The sequence below is a fragment of the Vibrio sp. 16 genome (assembly GCF_963681195.1).
In the GTDB taxonomy this organism is placed as follows: domain Bacteria; phylum Pseudomonadota; class Gammaproteobacteria; order Enterobacterales; family Vibrionaceae; genus Vibrio; species Vibrio sinaloensis_D.
Map to the genome: position 1 here is coordinate 2,396,689 of NZ_OY808997.1, position 23,497 is coordinate 2,420,185.

General features: G+C 46.3%; 19 protein-coding genes and 5 tRNA genes. 12 read left to right on the top strand and 12 right to left on the bottom strand.

From position 1 onward, the window contains the following. Position 1 precedes the first annotated feature (1 nt). From U9J37_RS10935 to U9J37_RS10980, 10 genes are all read left to right on the top strand, one after another. Entirely contained in the window at positions 2-475 is a 474-nt protein-coding gene (locus tag U9J37_RS10935) for a hypothetical protein (RefSeq protein WP_005475031.1), read from the top strand. 121 nt (positions 476-596) lie between these two features. After that, the gene (locus U9J37_RS10940; protein WP_052297974.1) at positions 597-1,292 is read left to right on the top strand and encodes a hypothetical protein; all 696 of its coding nucleotides are present in this window, start codon (positions 597-599) and stop codon (positions 1,290-1,292) included. A gap of 8 nt (positions 1,293-1,300) precedes the next feature. Then, positions 1,301-1,837, top strand: coding sequence for a hypothetical protein (locus U9J37_RS10945; protein WP_157607868.1), 537 nt, complete (start codon positions 1,301-1,303; stop codon positions 1,835-1,837). Then, positions 1,838-2,377 carry a hypothetical protein gene (locus U9J37_RS10950; RefSeq protein ID WP_005475026.1) on the top strand — a complete coding sequence of 180 codons (540 nt, stop codon included), beginning with the start codon at positions 1,838-1,840 and terminating at the stop codon, positions 2,375-2,377. Positions 2,378-2,751: 374 nt separating this feature from the next. Continuing rightward, positions 2,752-4,077 carry a serine/threonine protein kinase gene (locus U9J37_RS10955; RefSeq protein WP_005475025.1) on the top strand — a complete coding sequence of 442 codons (1,326 nt, stop codon included), beginning with the start codon at positions 2,752-2,754 and terminating at the stop codon, positions 4,075-4,077. Between the two features lies 1 nt (position 4,078). Further along, complete coding sequence (locus U9J37_RS10960; protein ID WP_005475071.1) at positions 4,079-5,530, top strand: hypothetical protein; 1,452 nt, start codon at positions 4,079-4,081, stop codon at positions 5,528-5,530. Continuing rightward, the gene (locus U9J37_RS10965; RefSeq protein WP_005475111.1) at positions 5,530-6,105 is read left to right on the top strand and encodes an ECF-type sigma factor; all 576 of its coding nucleotides are present in this window, start codon (positions 5,530-5,532) and stop codon (positions 6,103-6,105) included. The genes U9J37_RS10960 and U9J37_RS10965 overlap by 1 nt, the downstream gene beginning before the upstream one ends. Then, a complete protein-coding gene (locus tag U9J37_RS10970; RefSeq protein ID WP_005475090.1) occupies positions 6,102-7,658 on the top strand; it encodes a hypothetical protein in 1,557 nt (518 codons plus the stop codon). The genes U9J37_RS10965 and U9J37_RS10970 overlap by 4 nt, the downstream gene beginning before the upstream one ends. Before the next feature lie 191 nt (positions 7,659-7,849). Then, complete coding sequence (locus U9J37_RS10975) at positions 7,850-10,159, top strand: hypothetical protein (RefSeq protein ID WP_005475038.1); 2,310 nt, start codon at positions 7,850-7,852, stop codon at positions 10,157-10,159. A gap of 104 nt (positions 10,160-10,263) precedes the next feature. Further along, positions 10,264-10,536: a DUF6482 family protein gene (locus tag U9J37_RS10980; RefSeq protein WP_269722139.1), complete on the top strand. Its 273-nt coding sequence runs from the start codon at positions 10,264-10,266 to the stop codon at positions 10,534-10,536. A gap of 35 nt (positions 10,537-10,571) precedes the next feature. Here the strand turns inward: U9J37_RS10980 and U9J37_RS10985 are convergent, their stop codons facing one another. The 11 genes from U9J37_RS10985 to U9J37_RS11035 form a co-directional block, all read right to left on the bottom strand. Beyond that, the gene (locus tag U9J37_RS10985; RefSeq protein WP_005475056.1) at positions 10,572-11,822 is read right to left on the bottom strand and encodes an NADH:ubiquinone reductase (Na(+)-transporting) subunit B; all 1,251 of its coding nucleotides are present in this window, start codon (positions 11,820-11,822) and stop codon (positions 10,572-10,574) included. Positions 11,823-11,971: 149 nt separating this feature from the next. After that, positions 11,972-12,925, bottom strand: coding sequence for an SPOR domain-containing protein (locus tag U9J37_RS10990; protein WP_232280843.1), 954 nt, complete (start codon positions 12,923-12,925; stop codon positions 11,972-11,974). Positions 12,926-13,083: 158 nt separating this feature from the next. Next, positions 13,084-14,022 carry an ABC transporter permease gene (locus tag U9J37_RS10995; protein WP_005475087.1) on the bottom strand — a complete coding sequence of 313 codons (939 nt, stop codon included), beginning with the start codon at positions 14,020-14,022 and terminating at the stop codon, positions 13,084-13,086. A 2-nt stretch (positions 14,023-14,024) separates the two neighbouring features. Next, positions 14,025-15,002 (bottom strand): ABC transporter permease, encoded by a 978-nt coding sequence (locus U9J37_RS11000; protein WP_005475081.1) that lies wholly within the window; start codon positions 15,000-15,002, stop codon positions 14,025-14,027. 190 nt (positions 15,003-15,192) lie between these two features. Continuing rightward, positions 15,193-16,746 carry an ABC transporter substrate-binding protein gene (locus tag U9J37_RS11005; protein ID WP_005475040.1) on the bottom strand — a complete coding sequence of 518 codons (1,554 nt, stop codon included), beginning with the start codon at positions 16,744-16,746 and terminating at the stop codon, positions 15,193-15,195. A gap of 90 nt (positions 16,747-16,836) precedes the next feature. Further along, a complete protein-coding gene (locus U9J37_RS11010) occupies positions 16,837-18,552 on the bottom strand; it encodes a dipeptide ABC transporter ATP-binding protein (protein ID WP_005475073.1) in 1,716 nt (571 codons plus the stop codon). 755 nt (positions 18,553-19,307) lie between these two features. Continuing rightward, positions 19,308-19,384: transfer RNA gene (locus U9J37_RS11015), tRNA-Pro, on the bottom strand. A 53-nt stretch (positions 19,385-19,437) separates the two neighbouring features. Further along, positions 19,438-19,513, bottom strand: a tRNA-His gene (locus U9J37_RS11020). 46 nt (positions 19,514-19,559) lie between these two features. After that, positions 19,560-19,636 (bottom strand) — tRNA-Pro (locus U9J37_RS11025). Positions 19,637-19,707: 71 nt separating this feature from the next. Continuing rightward, a tRNA-His gene (locus tag U9J37_RS11030) sits at positions 19,708-19,783 on the bottom strand. A gap of 33 nt (positions 19,784-19,816) precedes the next feature. Next, a tRNA-Arg gene (locus U9J37_RS11035) sits at positions 19,817-19,893 on the bottom strand. A 313-nt stretch (positions 19,894-20,206) separates the two neighbouring features. On the opposite strand from U9J37_RS11035, the gene U9J37_RS11040 reads away from it, so the two are divergent. Then, complete coding sequence (locus U9J37_RS11040; protein ID WP_005474391.1) at positions 20,207-20,620, top strand: c-type cytochrome; 414 nt, start codon at positions 20,207-20,209, stop codon at positions 20,618-20,620. Positions 20,621-20,689: 69 nt separating this feature from the next. Here U9J37_RS11040 and rep read toward each other — a convergent pair whose 3' ends face one another. Next, positions 20,690-22,708, bottom strand: a complete 2,019-nt coding sequence (rep, locus tag U9J37_RS11045; protein ID WP_322413814.1) for a DNA helicase Rep — start codon at positions 22,706-22,708, stop codon at positions 20,690-20,692. Positions 22,709-22,907: 199 nt separating this feature from the next. Between rep and U9J37_RS11050 the strand changes: the two genes are divergently transcribed. After that, positions 22,908-23,489 (top strand): TetR/AcrR family transcriptional regulator, encoded by a 582-nt coding sequence (locus tag U9J37_RS11050; RefSeq protein WP_269979466.1) that lies wholly within the window; start codon positions 22,908-22,910, stop codon positions 23,487-23,489. Positions 23,490-23,497: the final 8 nt, after the last annotated feature.

Sequence of the window (23,497 nt, forward strand, 5' to 3'; positions counted from 1 at the left end):
CATGGGTAAGAGTGAAAATACATTAGTCGCCCTTGAGGCTGCATTAGACCGAATAGCCAATGGAAAACCTAAGCACATCCCCAAAAGTCGCAAATTGAGTGTGAGAGCGGTTGAGGAAGAAGCAAAGCTCGGCAATGGCAGTGGTTATTACTACCCTGATTTTGTGGAAAAAGTAAAACAGACCAAAGCTGAAATTGCAGAAGGCAAAGGTGATATCGTTCAGCCAGAGATACAGACGGTACGCACTAAGCTCAAAGAGCAAAAGCGCATCAAAGAAAACTTCAAAGCCAAGTATGATGCTGAACGGGAGAAGCTAGCTCTGTTTGCAACGGCACAGCACCACCTAAACGACAAGTTGGTTCAAGCATTGGCTCGTATTGATGAGTTGGAATATGAGAATGCTGAGCTAAGGGAGAAGCTGGCACAGATGAACAGGCGAAAAGTAACGCTTATTAGTGGAGATAAGTCACAATAGAACAATAATCTATATTCAAACAATGAGTAGAACGACTACATAGATGACTTTTTACCCATCTAGTTTTATAGTAAATGGATAGCAAGCATTACCACATTCTCTCGACTAAATGAGCTTAAAAATGAAACTTGAGCACGAAAGCCATCAATTACATTTCTTTTCAAATAACAACGATATTGAAGCAAATAGCTTGTTTGTTAGTGCGATGACTCAAAACTTGAGTGAGCATCTATCTTTAGTCCCGAATACTGGTCGAGAGTTTGAACCAATGAAAGGCCTTCAACGAGACTTTCTAGTCTTAACAACCCCCGATGGAAAAACTAGAATCGAGTTCCCTAGCAATGAAACTGTAATCTTTAAAGAAGGTGGTACTCTCGATGAGTTCCAAGAGCTCTGCATTAAAATCTTAAGTTCACTAAACAACCTGTTCCCAATGAAACATGCCAATCGTTTATCCGTGTTAACTAGCAAGTTTTATTCTGGCTCCGAAGAAAATTACAACAACTTATATCGCGAGCTATTCACCTATAGGTCAGCTCAACCATTTGAATGGGACAATCGGATTGTTCAGCGTCTAACTCTTGAACGCTCAGGAGAGAAAATCAATAGCATCAGCGCAATTAGAAGATTAGAAGTCCAAGGGCCATTTTCAATGAAAGGTCAACCTAAAGATATGATTGTCGTTGATATTGATACCAACACAATATTTCAAAATAAAGATTTCCGCTTTTCCCTTTCTAACAGTACAGGCGTATTCGAAGAACTATTTTCTAGCACCCACAGAGTATCAAGTGAGCTAAGCCGTTACTTTGGTTGAGGTCGGAGATGGAAAATATGCAAAATCATACATCATTACTACAATCAAGTTCAGCGACTAGAAGCCACCTACGTTCAATAAACTCAACTGTAGCATCCGATAGCACCTTTGACCTGACAGTTGAGCGATGTGCTATTGAACTAACTCAATTTGTTTTGAGAGATGATTACATTGAAGGTGAAGTTAGCAAAACTCAGCTTTATCTTGAAAAAATGCTTTTAGATAAGGGAGTTGCAACCTTTAAAGAGTCTTTCCAAAAAGCTTGGCTCAGATTGTTCGCACTAGATAACCCTAAGCACTTATATACATTTGCTAGCATCGCTTCTTGCATACCTTATGAATGGTTGGATACTCACGGTGTCGCCTTAATAATTGGATGCTCAGCTCACAAGAATAATCTAGTCAATGAAGCATGTATTCGAATGGCGGAATCTTGGGAGAGACCAGAACATGCCAAGTACCTTGAAAACATAGAGCCGTTCAGCGTTGATTGGCTTGAAGAATATCGACTGGAAACTATCGAATTCTTAAAGGAGCTTGCGTAAATGGCTTTTCTACTTAGAAAAATCAGTCCCAATAAATGGCAGCCTAATCTCGAACTAAGCCCTGAAAACTACACTGCTGATGCGATAACGGGATGTAATAGAACTCAACAAAATACTCTTTCTGTTTGGCACTCTGATACCAATGACTTTACTGATGAGTCAGTTGAGCAGATCATAGTGGCCTTAGCTATCACGATGCCGCAACCAGCAAAAATTGATGTTATTTGGCTTGAAGAAAAAAAGCTAGCCGAGCACGGACTACTTATTATTAGCACTAAAGCAGAAACAGAGTTTGAAAAAATAAATGACCTCCACAAAGATATCGCTGAACTTGATCACCAAAAGTTAGCAATTGTTAGTGAGCATATCGTAAAGCAGTTTCTCGACTCAGCGAACCGAAAAAGCATCACTAAGCCCGCTTTGATCAAACTAGTATCCGAGTGGGCCGCTAAAGAGGATACATTTGATCTTAATCTTCTTTCCGACAAGTGGATAGATGGTGTCAACAAGTATCGTCAAAGAGCGGCGGCTAGTTCTTAAGCCCTAAAAACTCCAATAGCTAACTAGAATTACACCAGTGCCTTATGCATTGTTAGACTAGCTTCTGGAAAAATTAAGTACTATGGTCCACATTTTTAGGGAAAATACCTCACAAGTTAATTTTTCTGGAAAAGGCTCACATGCCTTTTCCTTTGTTCCTTTCCAGATTTATTTCAGAATCGACCTGTGTTGGTATTCTGTTACCATGCGCTAAGCAACAAATTAATGTCACAAAGCAGCCTCATGGCTGCTTTTTTATTATGAGATTTATCAAATAAGCCTCAAGTATTCTCAAATTCGATAAATTTAGTAAGAAAGACACCCGGTTTTTCTATAGACTGTGCCGATAAAAATGAAATATAAACTGACGTTCAGTGAAGCTAGATTCAAGTAAAACCGATGTGTATTACTTGCTGTTGGATTTAGATGACCAGCAAAAAAGAGAAGCGCTAGACAAGCTCCAAAAGCACCAACCCGAACTGTATCAACAAGTTGCTCCACTAGTTGCGGCTGAAAGCTCTGATCATCTTGATCAGTTGTTTCAGTTCACTTTTGAGCATAGTGCCTCTTCGCAAGTAGACTATACCGATCAACAAATCGACAAATACCACATTCTCCATGAGCTCGGCCGTGGAGGAATGGGCGTGGTTTACGCTGCCTGTCGTGCTGATAAAGCCTTTGAACAGAAGCTCGCCATCAAACTCCTGCAATCCGATTTAGTCCAAGTGTTCGACAATCGAGCGCTATTTGGTGAAGCGCAACTTCTGGCGAAGCTCAATCACCCTAATATTGCCAAAGTCTTCGATGGCGGAATCCACAATGGCGAAGTCTACATTGTGATGGAACATGTCGAAGGCACATCGCTCGATACATTTCTTAGTCAACACGCTCTTTCTTTGACACAAAAACTCAACCTGTTTGGTCAAGTATGCAGCGCGCTAGAGTACTCCCATCACCAAGGCATTGTTCACGGCGATATTAAGCCGGAGAACATTCTGGTTGATGAGTATCAGCACATCAAACTGATTGATTTCAATCTCACTCAGAAAGCGAATGTCTCATTGGGTTACTCTGAGTGTTTAACGGCATTTAGCAAAGCGTTCGCCAGCCCAGAACAACAGCAAGGCAAACCGGTGACCGCCAGCAGCGACATCTATGCACTCGGCAAACTACTGATGTGGCTATGCCCTCATCAAGCCCGTTTTTCTGACCTAGGCATGATTCAGCAGCGCGCAACAGAACACCATAGCGCCAAGCGTTTTGGGTCTGTGACAACGCTCAAGCAAGACATCGAAGCCCTGCTTGAGAAAAGACCTATCTCACTCAAACGACACGTGCCGTTTTATCGCAGCTTGCGCTTGTTTCAACGCAACCCAGTGATCAGCTCTTTGTGCTTATTGCTGATCGGTTTAGGCGGTTACTTCTCGTCTTCTCTTGCGTACAAAAATCAGCAACTGGAACACGAAAAACGCATCGCTGAGAACATGATCTTTGAGGTTTCTAGCATGATGTTTCATTCCAAAAGCCAAGCCGCGCAACAAATGCCGCTCCCGTCGTTTCTGGACCTCACGCGTCGCCGGATTCTAGCCAATCCCGACATGCCCAAACACATCAAGCAAAAGTTGCTTCTCGTGATGATGACGCCAATCGAAGAGAAAGCGGCGTCGCCTTCCTCAACAGACAAGGACAAAGTCAAATAAAATGCGCACCTCAACACTTTTAACCAGCGTATTGCTAATGAGTGTGTCAGCGATGAGCGTTGCCCAATCTGACAACATTCAAACAGGGTTCTTTATTGATGCGCCTGTGACAGGCATGCATTACCAAACCAGCTCGCAGCTCTCTGGACAAACCGAGAAAGGCGCGTTCCAGTATCGCCCCGGTGATGTGATCAGTTTTTATCTTGGTGACAACAACCGCCGTTACTTGCTCTCTACCGTGTCCGCTCAAGAAGTCATTACACCAACATCCATATCAACCAAGCCCAGTCGCAGTATCAATATCACCCGACTGCTGCTCTCGTTAGACAGCACACCGGAGAACCGTAAAGAGATTCTGCTGCTTGATTCGCAGCTCAGCAATCGTGAGTTTCAAGACAACCTAAGAACACTAGATTTAAACCAGTTGGTGGACGCTGACCTACAACGGCTCACCCAATCACAGTCCGCGTCTGTCAGCGACGCTGTCGAGCACCTCAACGAGAGCAATGTCTACATTCGTGACCATTTTCAGTCAGAGGCGATTGTGTTTGAGCCACTTAACCTCGAACTGCAAAACGTTATCGTCAAACAACGTGACGGCAATGGCCGCTTATGTGCCTATGATGTGAGACTCAAAAACCACCCTCACTATCGCCCGCCGATTGGCAGCTTAACCTATCGCATCACCGCCGACTCGGTGATCGAATACCCGAGCCTTGGTGACCACTTCAATGGCTGTCAGCTTCAGCCAAGTGAGCGTCAGCAAACTATCACCACCCCCATCGAACACTATCCTGATGACTTTGGCACCTTCCATTGCGCGAATCGGGGCTGTACTCGCAATGACCTTAATGGCTTTGCCATTGATGACTTCAATGACGAAGGGGATTGGAAATACCGCTCGTTGGCGATCAATTTCGACCCGACCACTCAGCTATTGATGGAGAAATCTCAAGGTCTCGGACAAACCGATAAGGTCACTCGACCGAATAAAGGTGAGATGCTGTGGTTTACCTACCCGAAACACCAATATACCCAAATCGACTATCAAGGCGTATGGCAACAAACCACCTACCACAAAGGTGAGCTTCAAGAAACCTGCCTTCTCATCGAACAGAGTCGTATCAAGCAAAGCAAGCTCATTGATGGTCAATGCCCAACACAGGCGCGCGACTACGCAGACGATGTCACTCATGCCTATGGCGATATGTGGTGGGTCTCGCCGGAGTCACCAACCGCATCAATCGAACAGCTCAATTTAATTGTCCGCTGGTATCAACCCAAACAACCAAAGCCTCTTTACACCACGTGGGAATATCTACCCGCTGGAAAATCGTGGGACAAAGGTGTTCTGTACCGCTACCAACAAAACCTCACTCGCAGTGCGCACGGTGATGAACAGCTAGACACCTACTCCATCTCTGAATTTGTAAAAGTGCAGGAGACCATTTAGTGACGACCAAGCATTCACTGACTGAAATCATCCAACTGTGGCAAGCGGGTGACAAACAGGCAGAAAACAAACTCTATCAATTTGCGTATTTGCAGTTGAGGAAAATTGCTCAGCAAGAGCGAGCACGCAGCGCAGAAAAATATGGCGATGAAAACCAAGTACTCGCCGATAGTGTCAACAGCACTACCGCGTTGATCCATGAAGCCTACTTGAAGATGTCGACCGCCGACCTCAGCGACGTACAATCTCAACGCGAGTTCTACCTGATGGCCGCGAAGATTATGCGTCAGATATTGATCGATAACTCGCGGGCGCATCAAGCACAAAAGCGTCAGCAGCAAGCTGAAGAGCAAGACTGCCAACAGCATAAATTCGAGCAACTGTTTATCCTTGACCGTGCGTTAGACAGTTTCAGCGTCCGCTATCCGAGGCAATCCAATGCGCTCAAGCTCAAATATCTGATGGGACTAAAAAACCAAGAAATTAGCCAACTGCTTGAGTGCAGTAATAGCCTGATAGAAAAGGACCTTAAGTTCTCTCGCAGCTGGCTACAGGCGAGAATGACACTGTCATGAAAAAACGCGTTACCGCCGCGATTGTCACGCTTGGCGCATTCATTGGCTGGTGTGTGTTCCCCCTTCAAGTGAGTACACACACTGCCACTGACGAAATAAAACCTCGCCGCCAAGTGTTAACCCTAACGCCCACTCCTTCGGCCACGGTAAAAGACCAAGTGAAAGGACCACGCGCCGTTGAAGTGGCTAAGCAGTCTAGCCCTAGCGCGGCATCGGAAAGTACGCCACCGGACAAACCAGCGAAAGCGCCACAGGCAGAGCGTCAAGACGAGCAATTGCCACTCGAGGAGTCCGTCGAGCCAACCACTAGCACTCTGATTACTCGCGACACGCAAGTTCACATGGCAAGCCGTGAAAACTCGCCCCCATTTATCGTCGAAGAGGAGTACCAACGGCTTCTCACTCTTATCAATCAATGGGCACTTACTGTGGGGGAACCTACCCAGCTGAAGCTCAATATCAGTAACTTGTTTGATGACCCAGACAACGATTTGCTTGCCACTCGCATCTCCTTGAACCTCGCGGGGATGAGTCTGAGCGGAGGTCCGATACTCACTATCAGTGGCACCCCCGCCTCTACGTCCAATCCATCACTGACAATCTCCGCCCGAGAGAGTGCTCAGTTTGAAGAGAACTGGATAAGCGCACGGTTTGCCCTGCCACTGCATGATCGTTTGGCCCATGCTCAACATCCGCTAGAAGGCGATATCCTCTATCGACTTGAAACGACCCATGAGTTGAATGGGCAATTTACCCTCTACGAAGTGGTTTACTGCCAAGCGTTTCAGTTCACTCAGCAGGAGGTCTACTTTGCGGCATCAAACAATAAAACGTCATGCCCGACAGAGTCTCAGCTACAGAAAATTGGCAGTTATTACCTCGACGGAGACAAGCTCATCATGGCTAGCCAACTTTCCAGTCTTGATGCGGACCAAATATGGACACTCAAACATCAGTACTCATCCAACGTGTCGCCAGAGGTGAGCAACTATTTGGTGGCCGTTGATAATGGTCGCCAGTTTGAAAGCTACACCATGCAAAAATCACGCGCCGAAATGGAGAAAAGGCTCACAGCGGTAACGGGGCAAAAGCAGTTTCAATTGACCAAATTTGACTACCTACTGCCACTTCCGGATGACCAATATCTGCCTATTGAAGTGGGTAATTATCTTTATGACTATGGCCATCAAGTGGTGGGGCCAAACAGTGAAACCGTCGACTCGGATCTGAATCTCGTCGCGCCACAGCACAACCTAAGCTGCACTCAAATTGCCAAGTGGTATCAAATGGATGTGGTGGGTGGTCTAGGTGAGTATGGTATCGACATCATTTCATCGTCTGACCGCACCATTCCAGACCACAATGTGGAGTGCGTTGAGTTTCAAAGTAATAGTGTGACAGGCCGAATCTCTATCGCCTTTGATGGCGCTTACACGCCGTACGACAAGTTCGCGGAAGGGGAAATATACAGCTATATTCTCAGGCCTTATCCGCAGTACGCCGAACGGTTAGAAGAACTTAAAATCAATATGATTTATCGTTCAACCCCTTAGCTCCCCTTCTGCCAAAAATTGAGTAAATAAACCTAAATTAAATTACGGTTTTTGCTCTGCTTTTCGTGTCTTGAGTTTATTAAGTAGAGATTATAAAAAGTGACTAATTTATCAGCGAACTAAACTTTTGGCTTAGAACTTGGTTCGCTGAGTACAAACAAGCAGCTTAACCAAGCAAGGAACAATTCAGAATGAAAAAGATCAGTTTACTGGCAACATCAGTGGCAATCGCACTTACCGGCTGTGGCGGCGGTTCGGGTGGCAGTGGCGATGATAACGTTGCACGTCAAGGCGTGGTACTTACAGGCTTTGATGGTTACTTTAAAAATGCCGTGGTGTTTATCGATAACAACCAAAATGGCAGCTGGGAGCCAAGCACCGATAGCTTCTTGGGCCTGACAAACAGCAAAGGTCAATTGGATGTTGGCGAGACCAAGCCTGAAGGCACGTTGGCGATTCAAACCCTGACACCGGGTGGCACAGCGCAAGGTAAACTGATCGCGATTGACTCAGAGAAGTACGCTGGCATTTACACGGTTGATATGGACCTACCAGGCCAACCAATGGAGCATGAACTGGTGTTCCGCGCGCCGAACTCCTCAAACGTGATCTCTCCTATCACCGATCTTGTCGCTATTGAGGTAAGCAAGGGCAAAACCATCGAACAGGCGGAAGCTGCGGTTGCCCAAGCACTTACAGGTGACGCATCGGGTGACATCGACCTCTACTCTGACTACGTGGAAGGGGCAAAAGCTGACTCAAAGCTGCACAAAACTGCGCAAATTCTAACGGAAACAAAAGCCGCAAACCCAAGCACTTACCACGATGCTGCCACGGCAATTGCTAAAGAAGCAGACAAAGCCGTTGAAGCCATCGCACAGAGCAAACCTGAACTGCTTGACGAAGACAGCTTCAAGCCCGTTGTCCCAGTCGATACTGACGGCAACGTCACGGAAATTCCATCAGGTGAGATTGAAAACCCGAGCTATAAAACCACTGTCAACGACGATGTCTACGACGCCGTGCAAGAAGCGCTAGATGATGTCGAACTCGAATTAGGCATGCAAGGTGCGAGCAACTATCTTGTTCAATTGGACCTGAAAGGCCTATTTGAAGATAAAGACGTTGAAGAGATCGACCTTGGCTTAATTAAAGTTGATGACACCGCACTTGCGGGTAGCAATATCAAAGCGGTATATGACTACGACAACAACAAGCTCAACATTGGTGTTAGCCCAAGTGACAAGATTACCAAGGCGGGTGAGTTTGAAATCATCATCATGATCGGTAACTCAGACAATACCAATTACACGCCTGCTTACTTCACATTAGAAGTGGATGAAGGCGATGTCACGGAGCCTACCTACTCAGACGACGCTCTTGCAGGTCTGCAAGTCGGCGTGGACCTTTGGGAACTGGTCGAAGGTAAAGATCTGGGTGAAGGCTACACCGTGGATTTCACCAACCTATTCGACAACAAGGACGCAGTTCTAACCTTCTCTTCAAACGCGACAACTAACGGCCTTATCTTCGACAACATGGGCTCTGGGGTGATTGGCGTTCAAGGTAAACCTGTTCGCTCTGCAGAAGACGATGACACCGACTACACCATCAAACTGACTGCAACAGACGAGCTTGGCTTGTCGACCACAGTGGAACTCGAGCTACCGGATGTTCAGCAGGCAGCAACACCACCTCCAAGCCCATTGCATCCGTTGGAAGGTAAAACATTGTACTTTATCGAAACACCAGAAGGCGACGATGAGGTTCAGCTGAATTACTGTGAAACCTTCTATTTGGAAAACGGTAAAGTGTACTTCGGCAGTGAGTCTTATACTGGCGATGTCACCAAGAGCTGTGCACCTGTGGCGGAAAACGCAAGCGCAACCTACACCATTGAAGGGGACGTGATCACCATCGTCGAAGACCATTATGATCCGATGACGCTAGAGATTGCGCATACTTCAGCATTGGGTGACAACACGCGCTACATTGTAAACAGTGTCGAACTAGATACAGGTGATGATGACTACTACTCCGCATTTGAAGCGCTGACGAACAAAGCGGATGCAGAAGGTCGACTAAGTGCTCTCTCGACAGGTTCATGGGAAAATATTGCTCAATTAACCACACTCTTCATTAATGGAGATTACGTCGAGCTGTACATCACCCCACAAATGCGTAACGAAGAAGATGGTGGTAATGACGGGATTGCTGATGCCGATCTATTCATTGATAACCCAAATGGTGATATCACTTGTTCAGATATGCAAAACTCGTTTGATGGCGGCTTCTTTGGTGACCAACACGCAAGCTTTAATGAAGGCTTCAATTGCTGGACACAGACTGAAGACGGTAAGGAATACGTAAGCTTAGACTTTGACTACAGCAATGAGTTTAGCAACCCAAGCACTCATCGTATCCACCTAATGGGCCTTACTGATCAAGTACCTTCCTTCAATATGAACATTCAGTATGTCGGTGATAGTGCTTACGACTAAATCAAGCGCCTATCAATACTAACTATAAGCCCCGCGACTGCGGGGCTTTTTCGCTTTCACATACATTTGAACTTCTGCCACCAGCCTTCGTAACAAAGACTAGCATTCACACAAAGGAGTTTGTTATGAATTTGCTTATCGAGTCATTTGAAGGCGGTATTTACTTAGCTTACCGAGTTGAGAACCAGCAAAAACACCTAATCAGAGACGAGAAACAGCACCCTCTCAAGTTTCTCAGCTTGGAACAAGTCAAGCACCACTTTCGGGACGACTCATTTTCATCTGCCACTCTAATTCACAACAACGCCTACGATGAAATGTGCGGTGAAGATGATGGTAACTCTCCCCCACTCGAGATTGATTTATGCTGGCACTAAATGTTTAAGGCCACCCCAGTCAGGGTGGCCTTTCTTTATGCTTGGCGTTTGATCGCCCGATTGCGTCGCCGCTTTATGTTGCCTTCTTTGACTAAGTGGTCAAACAGCGGAGCAAACAAGTTGGCGAACAGAATAGCGAGCATGATCCCCTCTGGGTAGGCAGGGTTAAGCACACGAATACCAATCGTCATTACGCCAATCAACAAGCCATACGCCCACTTACCTTTATTTGTAAACGCAGCCGAGACAGGGTCGGTGGCCATGAAAAAGGCGCCAAATGCTAAGCCACCTAACACTAGGTGCCAATAGAACGGCATTGAGAACATTGGATTCGTGTCTGAGCCAATAAGATTCAAAAGCGTCGATGTGAGTAGCGCACCCAAAAACACACCAGCGACAATCCGCCATGACGCAATACGCATTGCGATCAACGCTAAGCCACTCAAGGCAATCAGCAAGGTTGAGACTTCACCCATCGAGCCCGGCATGCTGCCAATAAACGCGTCGGTCCAAGATATCGCATCGCCACTGATGTTATTGATTAAGCCGTCTCCACCTGCCTCATACCACTGGCTGAGCGGCGTAGCGCCCGTGTACCCATCCGCGGCAACCCACACCGCACCACCAGACATGTTTGCTGGGTATGCAAAATAGAGAAAAGCACGACCAGCCAGCGCAGGGTTAAGGAAATTTCGCCCCGTTCCGCCAAATATTTCTTTCGCCACCACAATACCAAAGGTGATCCCCAACGCGGCCTGCCAGAGCGGAATGGTCGGCGGCAAGGTTAATGAAAACAGGACCGAGCTAACAAAAAAACCTTCATTAATTTCATGTTTGCGAACAACAGCAAACAGCACTTCCCAAAAAGCACCAACAATAAACACCGTCATATAGACGGGTAAAAAATAGCTGGCACCTAGCCACATTTGCATCGCCCAATGGCTGTCGACCATGGCTTGTGGAGAGCCAAATACCCAGCTCAACCGCCAACTTTGCTCGATTAAAGCAACAAGCTCCGATTGTGAATAGGTGGCAAGCAAGGCACTAACAGCCTGATGACCAGTGTTGTACATCCCCCAAAACATCACAGGAAAGGTCGCCAACCACACCATGATCATAATGCGTTTTAGATCGATACTATCTCGGACATGGGTTTGACCTTTATTCACCGCACCTGGCGTATAAAAAATGGTCGCGGCGGCCTCATACAAAGGATAGAAACGCTGAAACTTTCCCCCAGCTTCAAAATGCGGCTCCCACCGCTCTAAACGGTCTTTAAGACTCATCACAACTACCTCTCTTTACTTGAGCTGTAGTTTCTTACGTTGTTCGAAACCAATTGGCACAAGTTGAGTGGTAATTTCGTGTGTTTTTTAAGCAGAAGAAAAGAAGGGACCAGCTCCGTCACCAAACGGAGCTAGGATAAGGTTAGAGGTTACTTCACGCACATCACATTAAGCAGTGAGCTGCCTTTCAGTTGGTTGACCTTGCCGCTGTAGAATAAACCTGTTTTCTGAGTGCCCCAATAAGGTAAGTGCATTGGCCATTTGTCTTTCGCCATCACGCCAGAATCAAGCAATGCTTGCCACTCATCCGCACTCGCTAAACGCATCCCCTGTCGGTAACAGGTTTTATACGCTCTTTCGTAACTCATACGGTTCCAAGGCAAATCGTGTTCCATGTAGAACTGGTCATCGCTGAACATGAGGTAAGGAACTTGATACTCAACCCCATTAATCGTTGTCGCTAAGCGAACCGAAACCTCAGTCTCTAGTTTTTTCTTTGGTGAGGACTTTGCCATATCGACACTCGGAGCCACCACGGCAGGTAACACGGTTGCGGCGCGAGCAACTTCTGGTTTTGCTTTAGGCGTGGCGACTGGTGCCGGCTTACTCGGGGCTTTTTTGGGATTAGATTTAGACTCAGATTTGAGAGGTTTCGCAGGTGCGCCCCTGACAATTTCACGGATAAACGCTTCTTTGTATCCTGGCTCTTTTTGGACTTGCTTAAGCTCCGATCTAGCCACTGAAAACTGCTTATAAGGGCCAAGTAGGCAACGATAAGTCTTACCTTCTGGTTTCAGCCAAACGTCTTTTGAGATGTGTTTGTAGAGGTTTTTGGCTTTATCAAGCGAGAGAGGCTTACTGTAAACGCCACATTGGATCCAGAACTGGGACGATTGACCTTTAGGTTTCTGCTTTCCCCAAAGCCCTTTGCCGATTGGGCAAGCTTGATCCAACTGAGGCAACTCGGTCGCTGATACCTGAATGGCATCACAGAGAAATTCTTGCGCATACACAGACGAAGAAAACACCGGCACCGTTAACAGTGCAAAGCTCAACAGTTTCACAAAAGGTCGTTTTGGCTTTACTGCCATCCTCATATCCATACTCTATATTCCAACCTTCTAATTCTGATCCAAGCCTTTGGATAGTGTGACATTATTGACGACTCATCGCTGAGACCAAAAATAATGCAAAAAAAGAGCCGTAACACGTTACGACTCTTAGTTTAGTGAGGTTTTTATATGAAAATCTAAGGGTTAGATCAACCTTTGTAGATTTTCGGGTTAAATACATCACGTAGCCAGTCACCCAGAAGGTTAATCACCAACACTAGCGTCACCAACACAATGCCAGGAAACGCCGTGATCCACCAAGCACCAGAGAAGATGTAGTTAAAACCAATACTGATTAATGCACCCAACGAAGGCTGATCTACCGGCAGACCCAAACCTAGGAAAGAGAGTGCCGCTTCTGACATGATCGCATTTGCAACCTGTACCGTTGAGATAACCAAGATCGGTGACAGACAATTTGGTAGGATATGACGGAACATAATACGCGGCGCTTTAAAGCCCATGACGCGCGCTGCTTCGACATACTCTTTCTTCTTCTCTGCCAACACCGAAGCGCGTATGGTACGGGCGTATTGCGGCCACTCAGCAACACCGATAATCACCACCAGCATCACCACCGCGTATTGGCTGTAAAAGTCACTACCAAAACTGGCTTTAAAGATGGCTGATACAATAATCGCCACCATCATGGTCGAAAACGATAACTGAACATCGGCAAAACGCATCAAGAAGCTATCAATACGACCACCAAAGTAACCCGCTGATAAGCCGATAACGATACCCAGAATCAGTTGAAGACCAACGGCAAGAAAACCGATCGTCAACGACAGGCGAGAGCCATACAAAATCGTCGAAAAAATGTCGCGTCCTTGCTCGTCAGTACCCAGTAGGAAGCGTTCATCGCCATCTTCCATCCAAGAAGGAGGAAGCTCCGAGTCCATGATGTCAATCGACGACAAATCATAGGGGTCGGTTGGAGAAATAACTGGCGCAGCCAAGGCCATCACCAAGAACATCATAAACACGGTAAAGCTCGCCATAGCGACTTTATCGCGCTTAAAGTAGTACAAGAAATCCGATTGCTTGAATCGCTCCCAGCGAGAAGGAGCTGCAGCTAATTGAGTCATGATTACGCTCCTTTACCAGTTAGATTAACCGTCGGGTTGATGATGCCGTATAGCAAGTCAACAATGGTGTTGGTCACCACGAAAATTAGACCAACAAAAATGACGTATGCCGTGATAAGCGGAGTATCAACACGGTTGATTGCTTCTAGGAAAAGGAAGCCAGTTCCAGGCCACTGGAAAACGGTTTCAGTCAAAATGGTGTAAGCCACCATGGTACCGATTTGCACGCCACCCACCGTCAACACTGGCAGCATGGTATTTTTCAAAGCGTGTTGGTAATAGATCTTGTTCAGTGCCAGCCCTTTCGCCTTACCAAACTTGATGTACTCAGAGCTGAGCACTTCCAGCATTTCTGAACGCACCAAGCGAATAAACAGTGGCAACATGATAGACGCCAGTGCAATACATGGCAGAACAAGGTGTGCTAATCCATCTAATGTAAAGTAGCCGGACTCCCAACCGAGCACATTCGCGGTCTCGCCACGTCCATAAGACGGCAGCCAGCCAAGCTCAATCGAAAAGACATACATCAGCATGATCGCGGTTAAGAACACCGGGATAGAGATACCGATACTGCTGCCCGCCATAACAATTTTGGTGAAGATACTTTTTGGGTGGATGGCCGAGTAGACGCCAAGTGGAATCGAACAGACTATGATGATCAGTGTCGCGCCAAAGACTAACTCGAGTGTCGCAACCAATTTATCAAGAATCACTTCAACCGCTGGGCGCTTGAAGAAGTACGATGTGCCTAAGTCACCTTGTAGGGCATTGCCGACAAAGCGAGTGTATTTTGTAATGAAGGGATCATTCAGACCGAGTTCGTCACGCAGAGCTTGACGCTCTGACTCTGAAACCGATTGACCAACGAGCTCACGCAGCGGGTCTCCGAGGTTATCCTGAATGGCAAACGCCACTAAACTGATCACAAACATCACTATCAGTGCCTGAAACAGGCGCTTGACCAGAAACGAAAACATTCCTTGCCCCTTTAACTTTCCATAGATTTCAGTCTGCGACTTTCTCTTTCACCAGTTGGTATTACCAAACTCGCCGCGAAAGCGGTCGCAACTTTCAGTCTTAAAAATGGCACCTAACCCGACTGAAACAGAGCTAGGCACCAAAAAATGACCAAGCACTCTACGAGTACTTGGTCTGGTTCACTAGGGTTTACTTAACAACTAGGTCACCGAAGTATGGGAAGTTCATACCGTTGATGATTGGACCAATCTCAACGTTACCTTTCGCTGCCCATGATGGATCTTGCCAATGTAGAGGGACAAACGCCGCTTCATTGTAAAGAATCTCTTCAACTTTCTTCAGTGCTGCGCTGCGTTTCTCTAGGTCAGTCATCTTGTTGGTCTCTTCGATCAACTTGTCGACTTCTGCGTTTGAGTAGTGACCACAGTTGTATTGGCCTTTACCCGTTTCAGCATTACGCGTCATCGCTAGGAACTCAGTGAAGTTACCTGAATCTTCTGTATCTGGGTGCCAACCGATCATCAGCATATCCGCCGCACACTTGTCGAACTCAGGCCAGTATTGCGCTTTAGGCATGGTCTTCAAGTCAACCTTGATACCGATCTTAGATAGCATAGCCGCCGATGCTTGAGCGATTTTGTCATCGTTCACGTAACGGTTGTTTGGCGCCATCATCGTTAGCGTGAAACCTTTCTCGTAACCCGCTTCTTTCATTAGCTGCTTCGCTTTCTTCAGATCGTAGCGAGGTTTTAGGTCTGGGTTGTGACCAACGAAACCAACTGGGCTTTGTTGACCCGCAGCCGTTGCCGCGCCCTTCATGACTTTCTTAGTGATACCTTCGTTGTTGATGGCATACACAATCGCCTGACGAACACGTACATCTTTCAGTGCTGGGTTGCTGTTTTGGTTCATTTGGAACGTAATAACACGCGTACCAGGCATGGTGTACAGATCTACACTGTCCGCTTTCTCGATACGTTTGTAGTCGTTTGGTGCAACCGGTGCGATCATGTCTACGTCACCAGAAAGTAGCGCTGCAACACGAGTCGCGTCTTCTTTGATTGGTACTAGAGTCAGCTTATCAACGTTACCGCCAGACGCATTGTCCCAGTAATCATCAAAACGCTCGAACGTCACTTTAACGCCCTGTTCACGCTGAGTGATCACAAATGGACCTGTACCAGAAACATTGGTTGATGCGAACGAGTTACCGTGCTTCACTAACTCTGCTTTGTCTTTGCCATCATCCGTTTTCCCTGAGTAGAACTTGCTATCCATTGGGAATAGGTAAGTCATGACGTTTTCTACCAGTGGATAAACGCCATCTGTTTTGATCTCTACTTTGTAGTCACCCGCTTTGGTAATTGACTTGATTGGGCCAAAAATACCTTTGAAGTCTGGTGAGTTTTTCAAACGATCGAATGTCCAAACAACGTCGTCAGCCGTCAGCATGTTACCGGAATGGAACTTCACGCCTTGGCGAATGTTGAAGTGCATGGTTTCGCCGTCAATACGCTCCCAAGACTCAGCCAAACGAGGTTCAAATTCCATTTTCTGGTTAAAGCGAATAAGTGGATCAAATACCATGTGAGACATTTGCAGTGTGCCACCAGATAGCTGCTCATGTGGATCCAGTGATACTGGGTCTGCATCATAAGCGACGGTAATATCTGCAGCGGCTGCACCAAAGCTAAGGCCAGCTGCCATTAAAGCCACTACCAGTTTGCTTTTCATGGTTTTCATTGCATAACTCCTTATGCGGGATTTCTATCCCTAGTTGTTGTGTGTGCTTCTGTTTTGTCCGCCTCTATTGAAAGGCGGAAGGGTCACGGCTTAAGCCGTTTTTACTTCTTCTCTTAAGCCAGTAAATTCTGGCATTAAAGAAATCAGTTGCTTGCTGTACTCATGCTGAGGCGAGTTGAACAATTGCTCAGTAGGTGCTACTTCCAGTAGTTTCCCCATTTGCATCACGCCAACACGGTCACACATCTGACGAATGACAGGCAAGTCGTGACTAATGAACAGCATGGTGAGGTTCAACTCATCTTGTAAGTCTTTCAACAGGTTGAGGATTTGCGCTTGTACTGAAACGTCCAAAGCTGACGTTGGCTCATCACAAATCAGCAAACGAGGGCGGGTCGCCAAAGCGCGAGCAATAGAGATACGCTGTCTTTGACCGCCAGAGAATTCGTGCGGATATTTCACTCCCGCCATCTGACCCAAGCCGACGTGATCAAGGAGATCATTAACGATCTGTCTGGTTTCCGCCTCACTGTTAGTCAGCTTATGGAAACGAATAGGCTCAGCGATGATATCGAAGATTTTCATTCGCGGGTTCATCGAGGTATACGGGTTTTGGAATACCATCTGCATCTGGCGACGAAGTGGTCGACGCTCTTTCTCAGATTTTAACGACGTCAGATCGATCCCTTCAAACGTCACTTTGCCCGAGTTTGGTTCGTATAGACCGGCAATCACTCGTGCAATGGTCGACTTACCAGAACCCGACTCTCCAACAAGACCAAACGTTTCACCCTCAAAGACTTCAAAACTAACATTGTTCGATGCCTGTACGTATTCACGGCGGCTCTCAAACAACGAGTCTTTGGTGACAAAGCGTAGATTTACATTCTCGACAGTCAACAAAGAGCCTGTGTATTCACGGTGATCTTGGCTCTGCCCTAACCAGTGATTTTTAACATCGAGCGGCTCCATCTCGTGTGCTTCTTCGATGTAGCTAACCAGTGGGAAGCGATCCAGCTTCATATCTGAACGCGGCACTGCTGAAATAAGACTGCGAGTATAAGAATGATCCGGGTTGCCAAGCACCTTCGCTGTTGGGCCAAATTCGACTAAATCACCACGGTACATAACCGCCACGCGATCCGTCACATTCGACACTACCCCCATATCGTGGGTTACCAACATACAACCCACATTGTTCTTGATACATAGATCGCGAATCAAACTCAAAATCTGATCTTGGATGGAAACATCAAGTGCCGTGGTCGGTTCATCAGCGATGATAAGATCAGGCTCGCCAGCCAGTGCAATCGCAATAACCACACGCTGACGCATGCCGCCAGAAAATTGGTGAGGGTATTGTTTTAAACGGTTTTCAGGTTGTGGAATACCTACTTGCTGCATTAAAGAAAGCGCGCGCTTGTAAGCCTCTTCATCCGACACCTTCATATTGGCATGGATGGTTTCTTTCAGTTGTTGTTCGACAGTGAATAGAGGGTTTAGCGAAGTCATCGGGTCTTGGAAAATAAAGCCTATTTTTGAACCACGAACAGAGCGCATTTGTTCTGGTGAAAGACCTGAGATGAGCTCGCCGTCGAGATAGACATCACCACTTGCGATGCGGCCTGGAGGGCTGAGAAGGTCAATCACGGCATTACCCACGGTAGACTTACCCGCGCCAGATTCCCCAACAACACCCACAATTTCACCGCGCTCAATATTGAACGACAGTGACTTAACAGCCGCATGCACACCATGACGTGATGGGTACTCGATGCGAAGATTTTTTACTTCTAAAAGTGACATTAACCAGACCTCTACTGCTTCGGCAGCTTTCTGCCCTGTCTGAAAAGTGAATCCATTCGAGTCAGGGAATATCGGTATGACATCCTGACAATTTATAAGGTCATCAATTTGGCAAAAAATTCACAGAAAAGCAACAAAGGTAGTATAAAAAGTTGAAATCGAACAAAAAACAAGCAGCATAGCAAAATAAATATGCACAACAACAAAACGATTCGTTGATCGGACCTGATGAAAAAACGCCTCTAGCCCTCTAAAATGCTTACTCGGCGTTATTTTATAAGTTCTTTTCTCATCTCAATCCAAGTTAAAAAATGAATACTAATTCAAAGAACCGTACCGCACTGCAATTAACAAAAATAAAACATAAAACTATAAATAAAGACAAAGTCAGTCAATAAGACCAAATATAACGATTTGTTCCAAATTTAAACAAAGACATAGCGAACTTATTTGGTGACAACCACTACCTCCAATAATGTACATCAACGCACGACCAGATCATCGTTAATGCTTAAGTATTAGAAAGTGGTGCGAGGGGAAAACCGATGCTTTTAGCATGGTCAGATAAGGAGGTTTCGTTAGACTTGAACGGACACAAGAAGCCCTAATCTTTCGTCGCGGCCAGCCAGCCTAGAGCGTCAATAGTGGTCGATGAAGAGACATTCCTTGAACATCAGACGAACCCCGCTTTGAGTTCGAATCGACTAAATTGCAAATAGCAAAAAGCCCTAGTCTTTCGACTAGGGCTTCAATAGTGGTCGGTGAAGAGGGATTCGAACCCCCGACCCTCTGGTCCCAAACCAGATGCGCTACCAAGCTGCGCTATTCACCGATTTGTGTTTTGTTCCAATTTATCGGAACAGGAAACCGAAGTTACCTAAATAATGGGGTGGCTAACGGGACTTGAACCCGCGACAACTGGAATCACAATCCAGGGCTCTACCAACTGAGCTATAGCCACCGCTAACTTTTTGAGTTTACCGCTAAATCAGCGTTAAACGAAATAGTGGTCGGTGAAGAGGGATTCGAACCCCCGACCCTCTGGTCCCAAACCAGATGCGCTACCAAGCTGCGCTATTCACCGACAATGTTTTATCTCAACGTATTGAGAAAGGGAGCTAAGCTACCGAATCTACCTTTATAAGAAAAGGTAAATGGGGTGGCTAACGGGACTTGAACCCGCGACAACTGGAATCACAATCCAGGGCTCTACCAACTGAGCTATAGCCACCACTGATATTTCACCGATAAACCTTTAGGCGATTGGCACGCCCGAAAGGATTCGAACCTTCGACCTTTGGCTCCGGAGGCCAACGCTCTATCCAACTGAGCTACGGGCGCATGCCCCATCGGCGGAGTGGAATAATACGTATATCACACTAGGGCGTCTAGTACTTTTTCAACTTTTTTTATCGTTTGGCGCCTTTTTCAACAATTAAAGTGTGATAAACCCCTATTTCCCATTAGATAACTGATTACAAGGGGGTAACTTGCTGTTTATTGCAACAAGTTAACAGGATATAATCACCCATTATTTACATTGATTTAACAGCCAATGCTTTTCTTTCTACGAAAAGTTAAACACTGTTGGTCATAATCACACTCTAATAATGGGTAAGCACGAACTTACCTTCAGGAATGTAAAGTGAGTTTAATGGATATGTCTCGAAAAATCTTAACCGCTTTGGTCGCTGCAGTTACTTTTTCTAGCGCCTCTTTCGCAGCTAACGTAAGCCAAGAAGAATACGACGCAATTGCTGAGCGCATTGCACCTGTCGGTGATGTTTACCTTGCGGGTGCAGAACCTGTAAAAGCAGAACCCACTGGCCCACGTGATGGCGCAACGGTCTACGGCACTTTCTGTATTGCGTGTCATGCGTCAGGCGTTAGCGGAGCACCTAAGACAGGCGACGCAGGTGATTGGGCACCGCGTATTGCACAGGGCCGCGATGTACTCAACAACCATGCTATCAACGGTTTCAACGCGATGCCGGCGAAGGGTTCATGTATGGATTGTTCAGATGACGAAATCATCGCTGCAATTGATCATATGATTAAAGGTCTGTAAGACTCAAACCTAATATAGAAGAAGGGCTTGGTATTTATACCAAGCCCTTTTTGTTTGTCTTATTTATCGCTAGCTTTTATTAAACATCGCTTTTAGGTTCGCAATGTGTGCTTGCCCTTTTGCCATTCGCTCTTCTTGAGTTTGTGGTTTCTTATTCACTTCCCATTCGACATCATCAAATGGTAATTCATCAAGGAAGCGACTTTGGCTTGGCTTAATCAACTCCCCAAACTGGCGGCGTTCTTTACACATGGTGAAAGTTAGCTCACGCTGCGCACGCGTAATACCCACGTACATTAGACGACGTTCTTCTTCAACATTGTCTTCATCTATGCTGGTTTGGTGCGGCAAGATGCCCTCTTCTGAGCCAATTAAGTAGACGTAAGGAAACTCCAAACCTTTCGACGCATGCAGTGTCATTAACTGCACCGCATCGCTGTCTTCATCTTCTTCACCACGCTCCATCATGTCACGTAAGGTTAAGCGCTGAACCACTTCCTTAATGGTTTTCTCTTCTTGGTCATAGTTATCCCCTTCAAGGTCTGCAACGATCCAAGAATACAGGTCAGAAACGTTCTTCATGCGCATCTCTGCCGCTTTCGGGCTCGCAGAGGTTTCATACAACCAATCTTCGTAATTGATATCTCGAACCAAAGAACGCACCGCTTCGACTGTGTCACCGCGCTCTGCTTGATCAGCAATCTTCACTAACCAAGCCGTGAAGCGGCGCAAGTTCTCTAACCCGCGCCCCGACAAAGTTTGCTCAAGCCCCATCTCGAAACTCGCTTCGAATAAGCTCTTACCGCGCATATTGGCGTAGCTACCGAGCTTTTCTAATGTCACTGGGCCAATCTCACGGCGTGGTGTGTTCACAATGCGTAGGAAAGCGTTGTCATCATCTGGGTTCACGAGCACACGCAAGTACGCCATGATGTCTTTGATTTCTGCTCGAGAAAAAAAGGATGTTCCACCAGAGAGCTTGTACGGCACTCGGTTTTGCATCAGTGATTTTTCAATCAAACGTGACTGATGGTTGCCACGATACAAAATCGCGTAATCTTTGTAGTCGGTTCGATTGAGGAACTTATGGGCAATCAGTTCCCCCGTTACCCGCTCCGCTTCATGCTCTTCGTTTTTCGCCAACAGAACTTTGAGTTTTTCGCCGTCGGGGATTTCTGAGAACAGTGATTTTTCATACACGTGCGGGTTATTGGCGATCAAAATATTCGCCGCGCGCAGAATACGACTGGTTGAGCGATAGTTTTGTTCCAACTTGATGAGGCGTAAGTTAGGGTAATCTTGCCCTAACAGCACTAAGTTTTGCGGCTTCGCACCTCGCCATGAATAGATAGATTGATCGTCATCGCCTACCACGGTCAGGCGGCCACGCTCGCCGACAATCAATTTCACCAAATCATATTGGCTGGTGTTGGTATCTTGATACTCATCCACCAGCAAATAGCGAATTCGATTTTGCCAACGCTGACGTACTTCTTCATTGGTTTTCAGCAGCAACACAGGCAGTGAAATTAAGTCATCAAAATCGAGCGCGTTGTACGCTTTCATCTGCTTTTGGTACATCTCGAAGCAGAAAGCAAACAGTTGCTGTTGCTCACCTTTAGCCTGCGCTTTTGCTTGGTCAGGCGTAAGCATGTCATTTTTCCAGTTGGAGATGCAGCTTAACAGTTGGCGCAGGAGATCTTTGTCGCCATCCAATTGTTGTTCGGTCAGCTCTTTAAGCAACGCAAGCTGGTCTTGATCATCGAACAGCGAAAAACCCGATTTTAGCCCGAGCGATTTGTACTCTCGCTTGATGATGTTGAGACCCAAGGTATGAAATGTCGATACCATTAAGCCTTTGGACTCGTTCTTACCCAGCGTTTGCCCTACTCGCTCTTTCATCTCGCGAGCCGCTTTGTTGGTAAAGGTAACCGCCGCAATATTTCTCGCCTTGTAACCGCACTGCTGAACCAAGTAGGCGATCTTATTGGTAATCACACGTGTTTTACCTGAACCAGCGCCAGCCAGCACAAGGCATGGTCCTGATACATATTTGACGGCTTCGTCTTGTCTTGGATTCAGCTTCATAAGTGTCTCAAAGGTGAAAAATGTGGCGCATATAATAATGGTGCCATTGAACGATTGCTATGGTTAATCGTAAACCAAACTTAGACACCCTATTTTCTTAATTAAAATAAATTAATCTGATTAATTAAAATACTTTATTGCACAACCGTATAGTTTTGAGGCTATAATGAATGAACGTTCATTCATTGTGGTGTAGATCATGTCTAATAACACCCAGGTAGATAAACGCGAACAAATCCTTCACGCGGCGGAAAAGCTGATTGCAGTGTCTGGTTTTCAAGGACTCTCAATGCAAAAGCTCGCCAATGAGGCAGGCGTGGCCGCGGGTACAATCTACCGTTATTTCTCAGATAAGGAGCACCTCCTTGATGAAGTACGTTTAATGGTTTCAAAACGCATTGCTGACGCTGTACAAGCTGGAGTCAGTGATGACATGCCTTTAAAAGAGCGCTACCGCAAAATGTGGATCAATATTTGGAATTTAGCCGCTTCAAATATTGATACCATCAGCAATCGCGCTCAATATGAGTCTTTACCCTGTGCACATAAGCACACAACAAGAAAACTCGAACGCGAGATGTTTTCTCAAGTCGAGCGGATGTTTGTTGAAGGTAAAGAGCAAGGGGTCTTTAAACCACTCGATAACGAAATTTTGTCAGGGCTGAGTTTTGAAGCCAGTGTTGCACTGGCTCGAAAACATGCTTTGGGATTTTACCAACTGAACGACGACGCGTTAGATGCCGCGATCGAAGCCAGTTGGGATGCAATCATTAATCACTAATTTGGAGT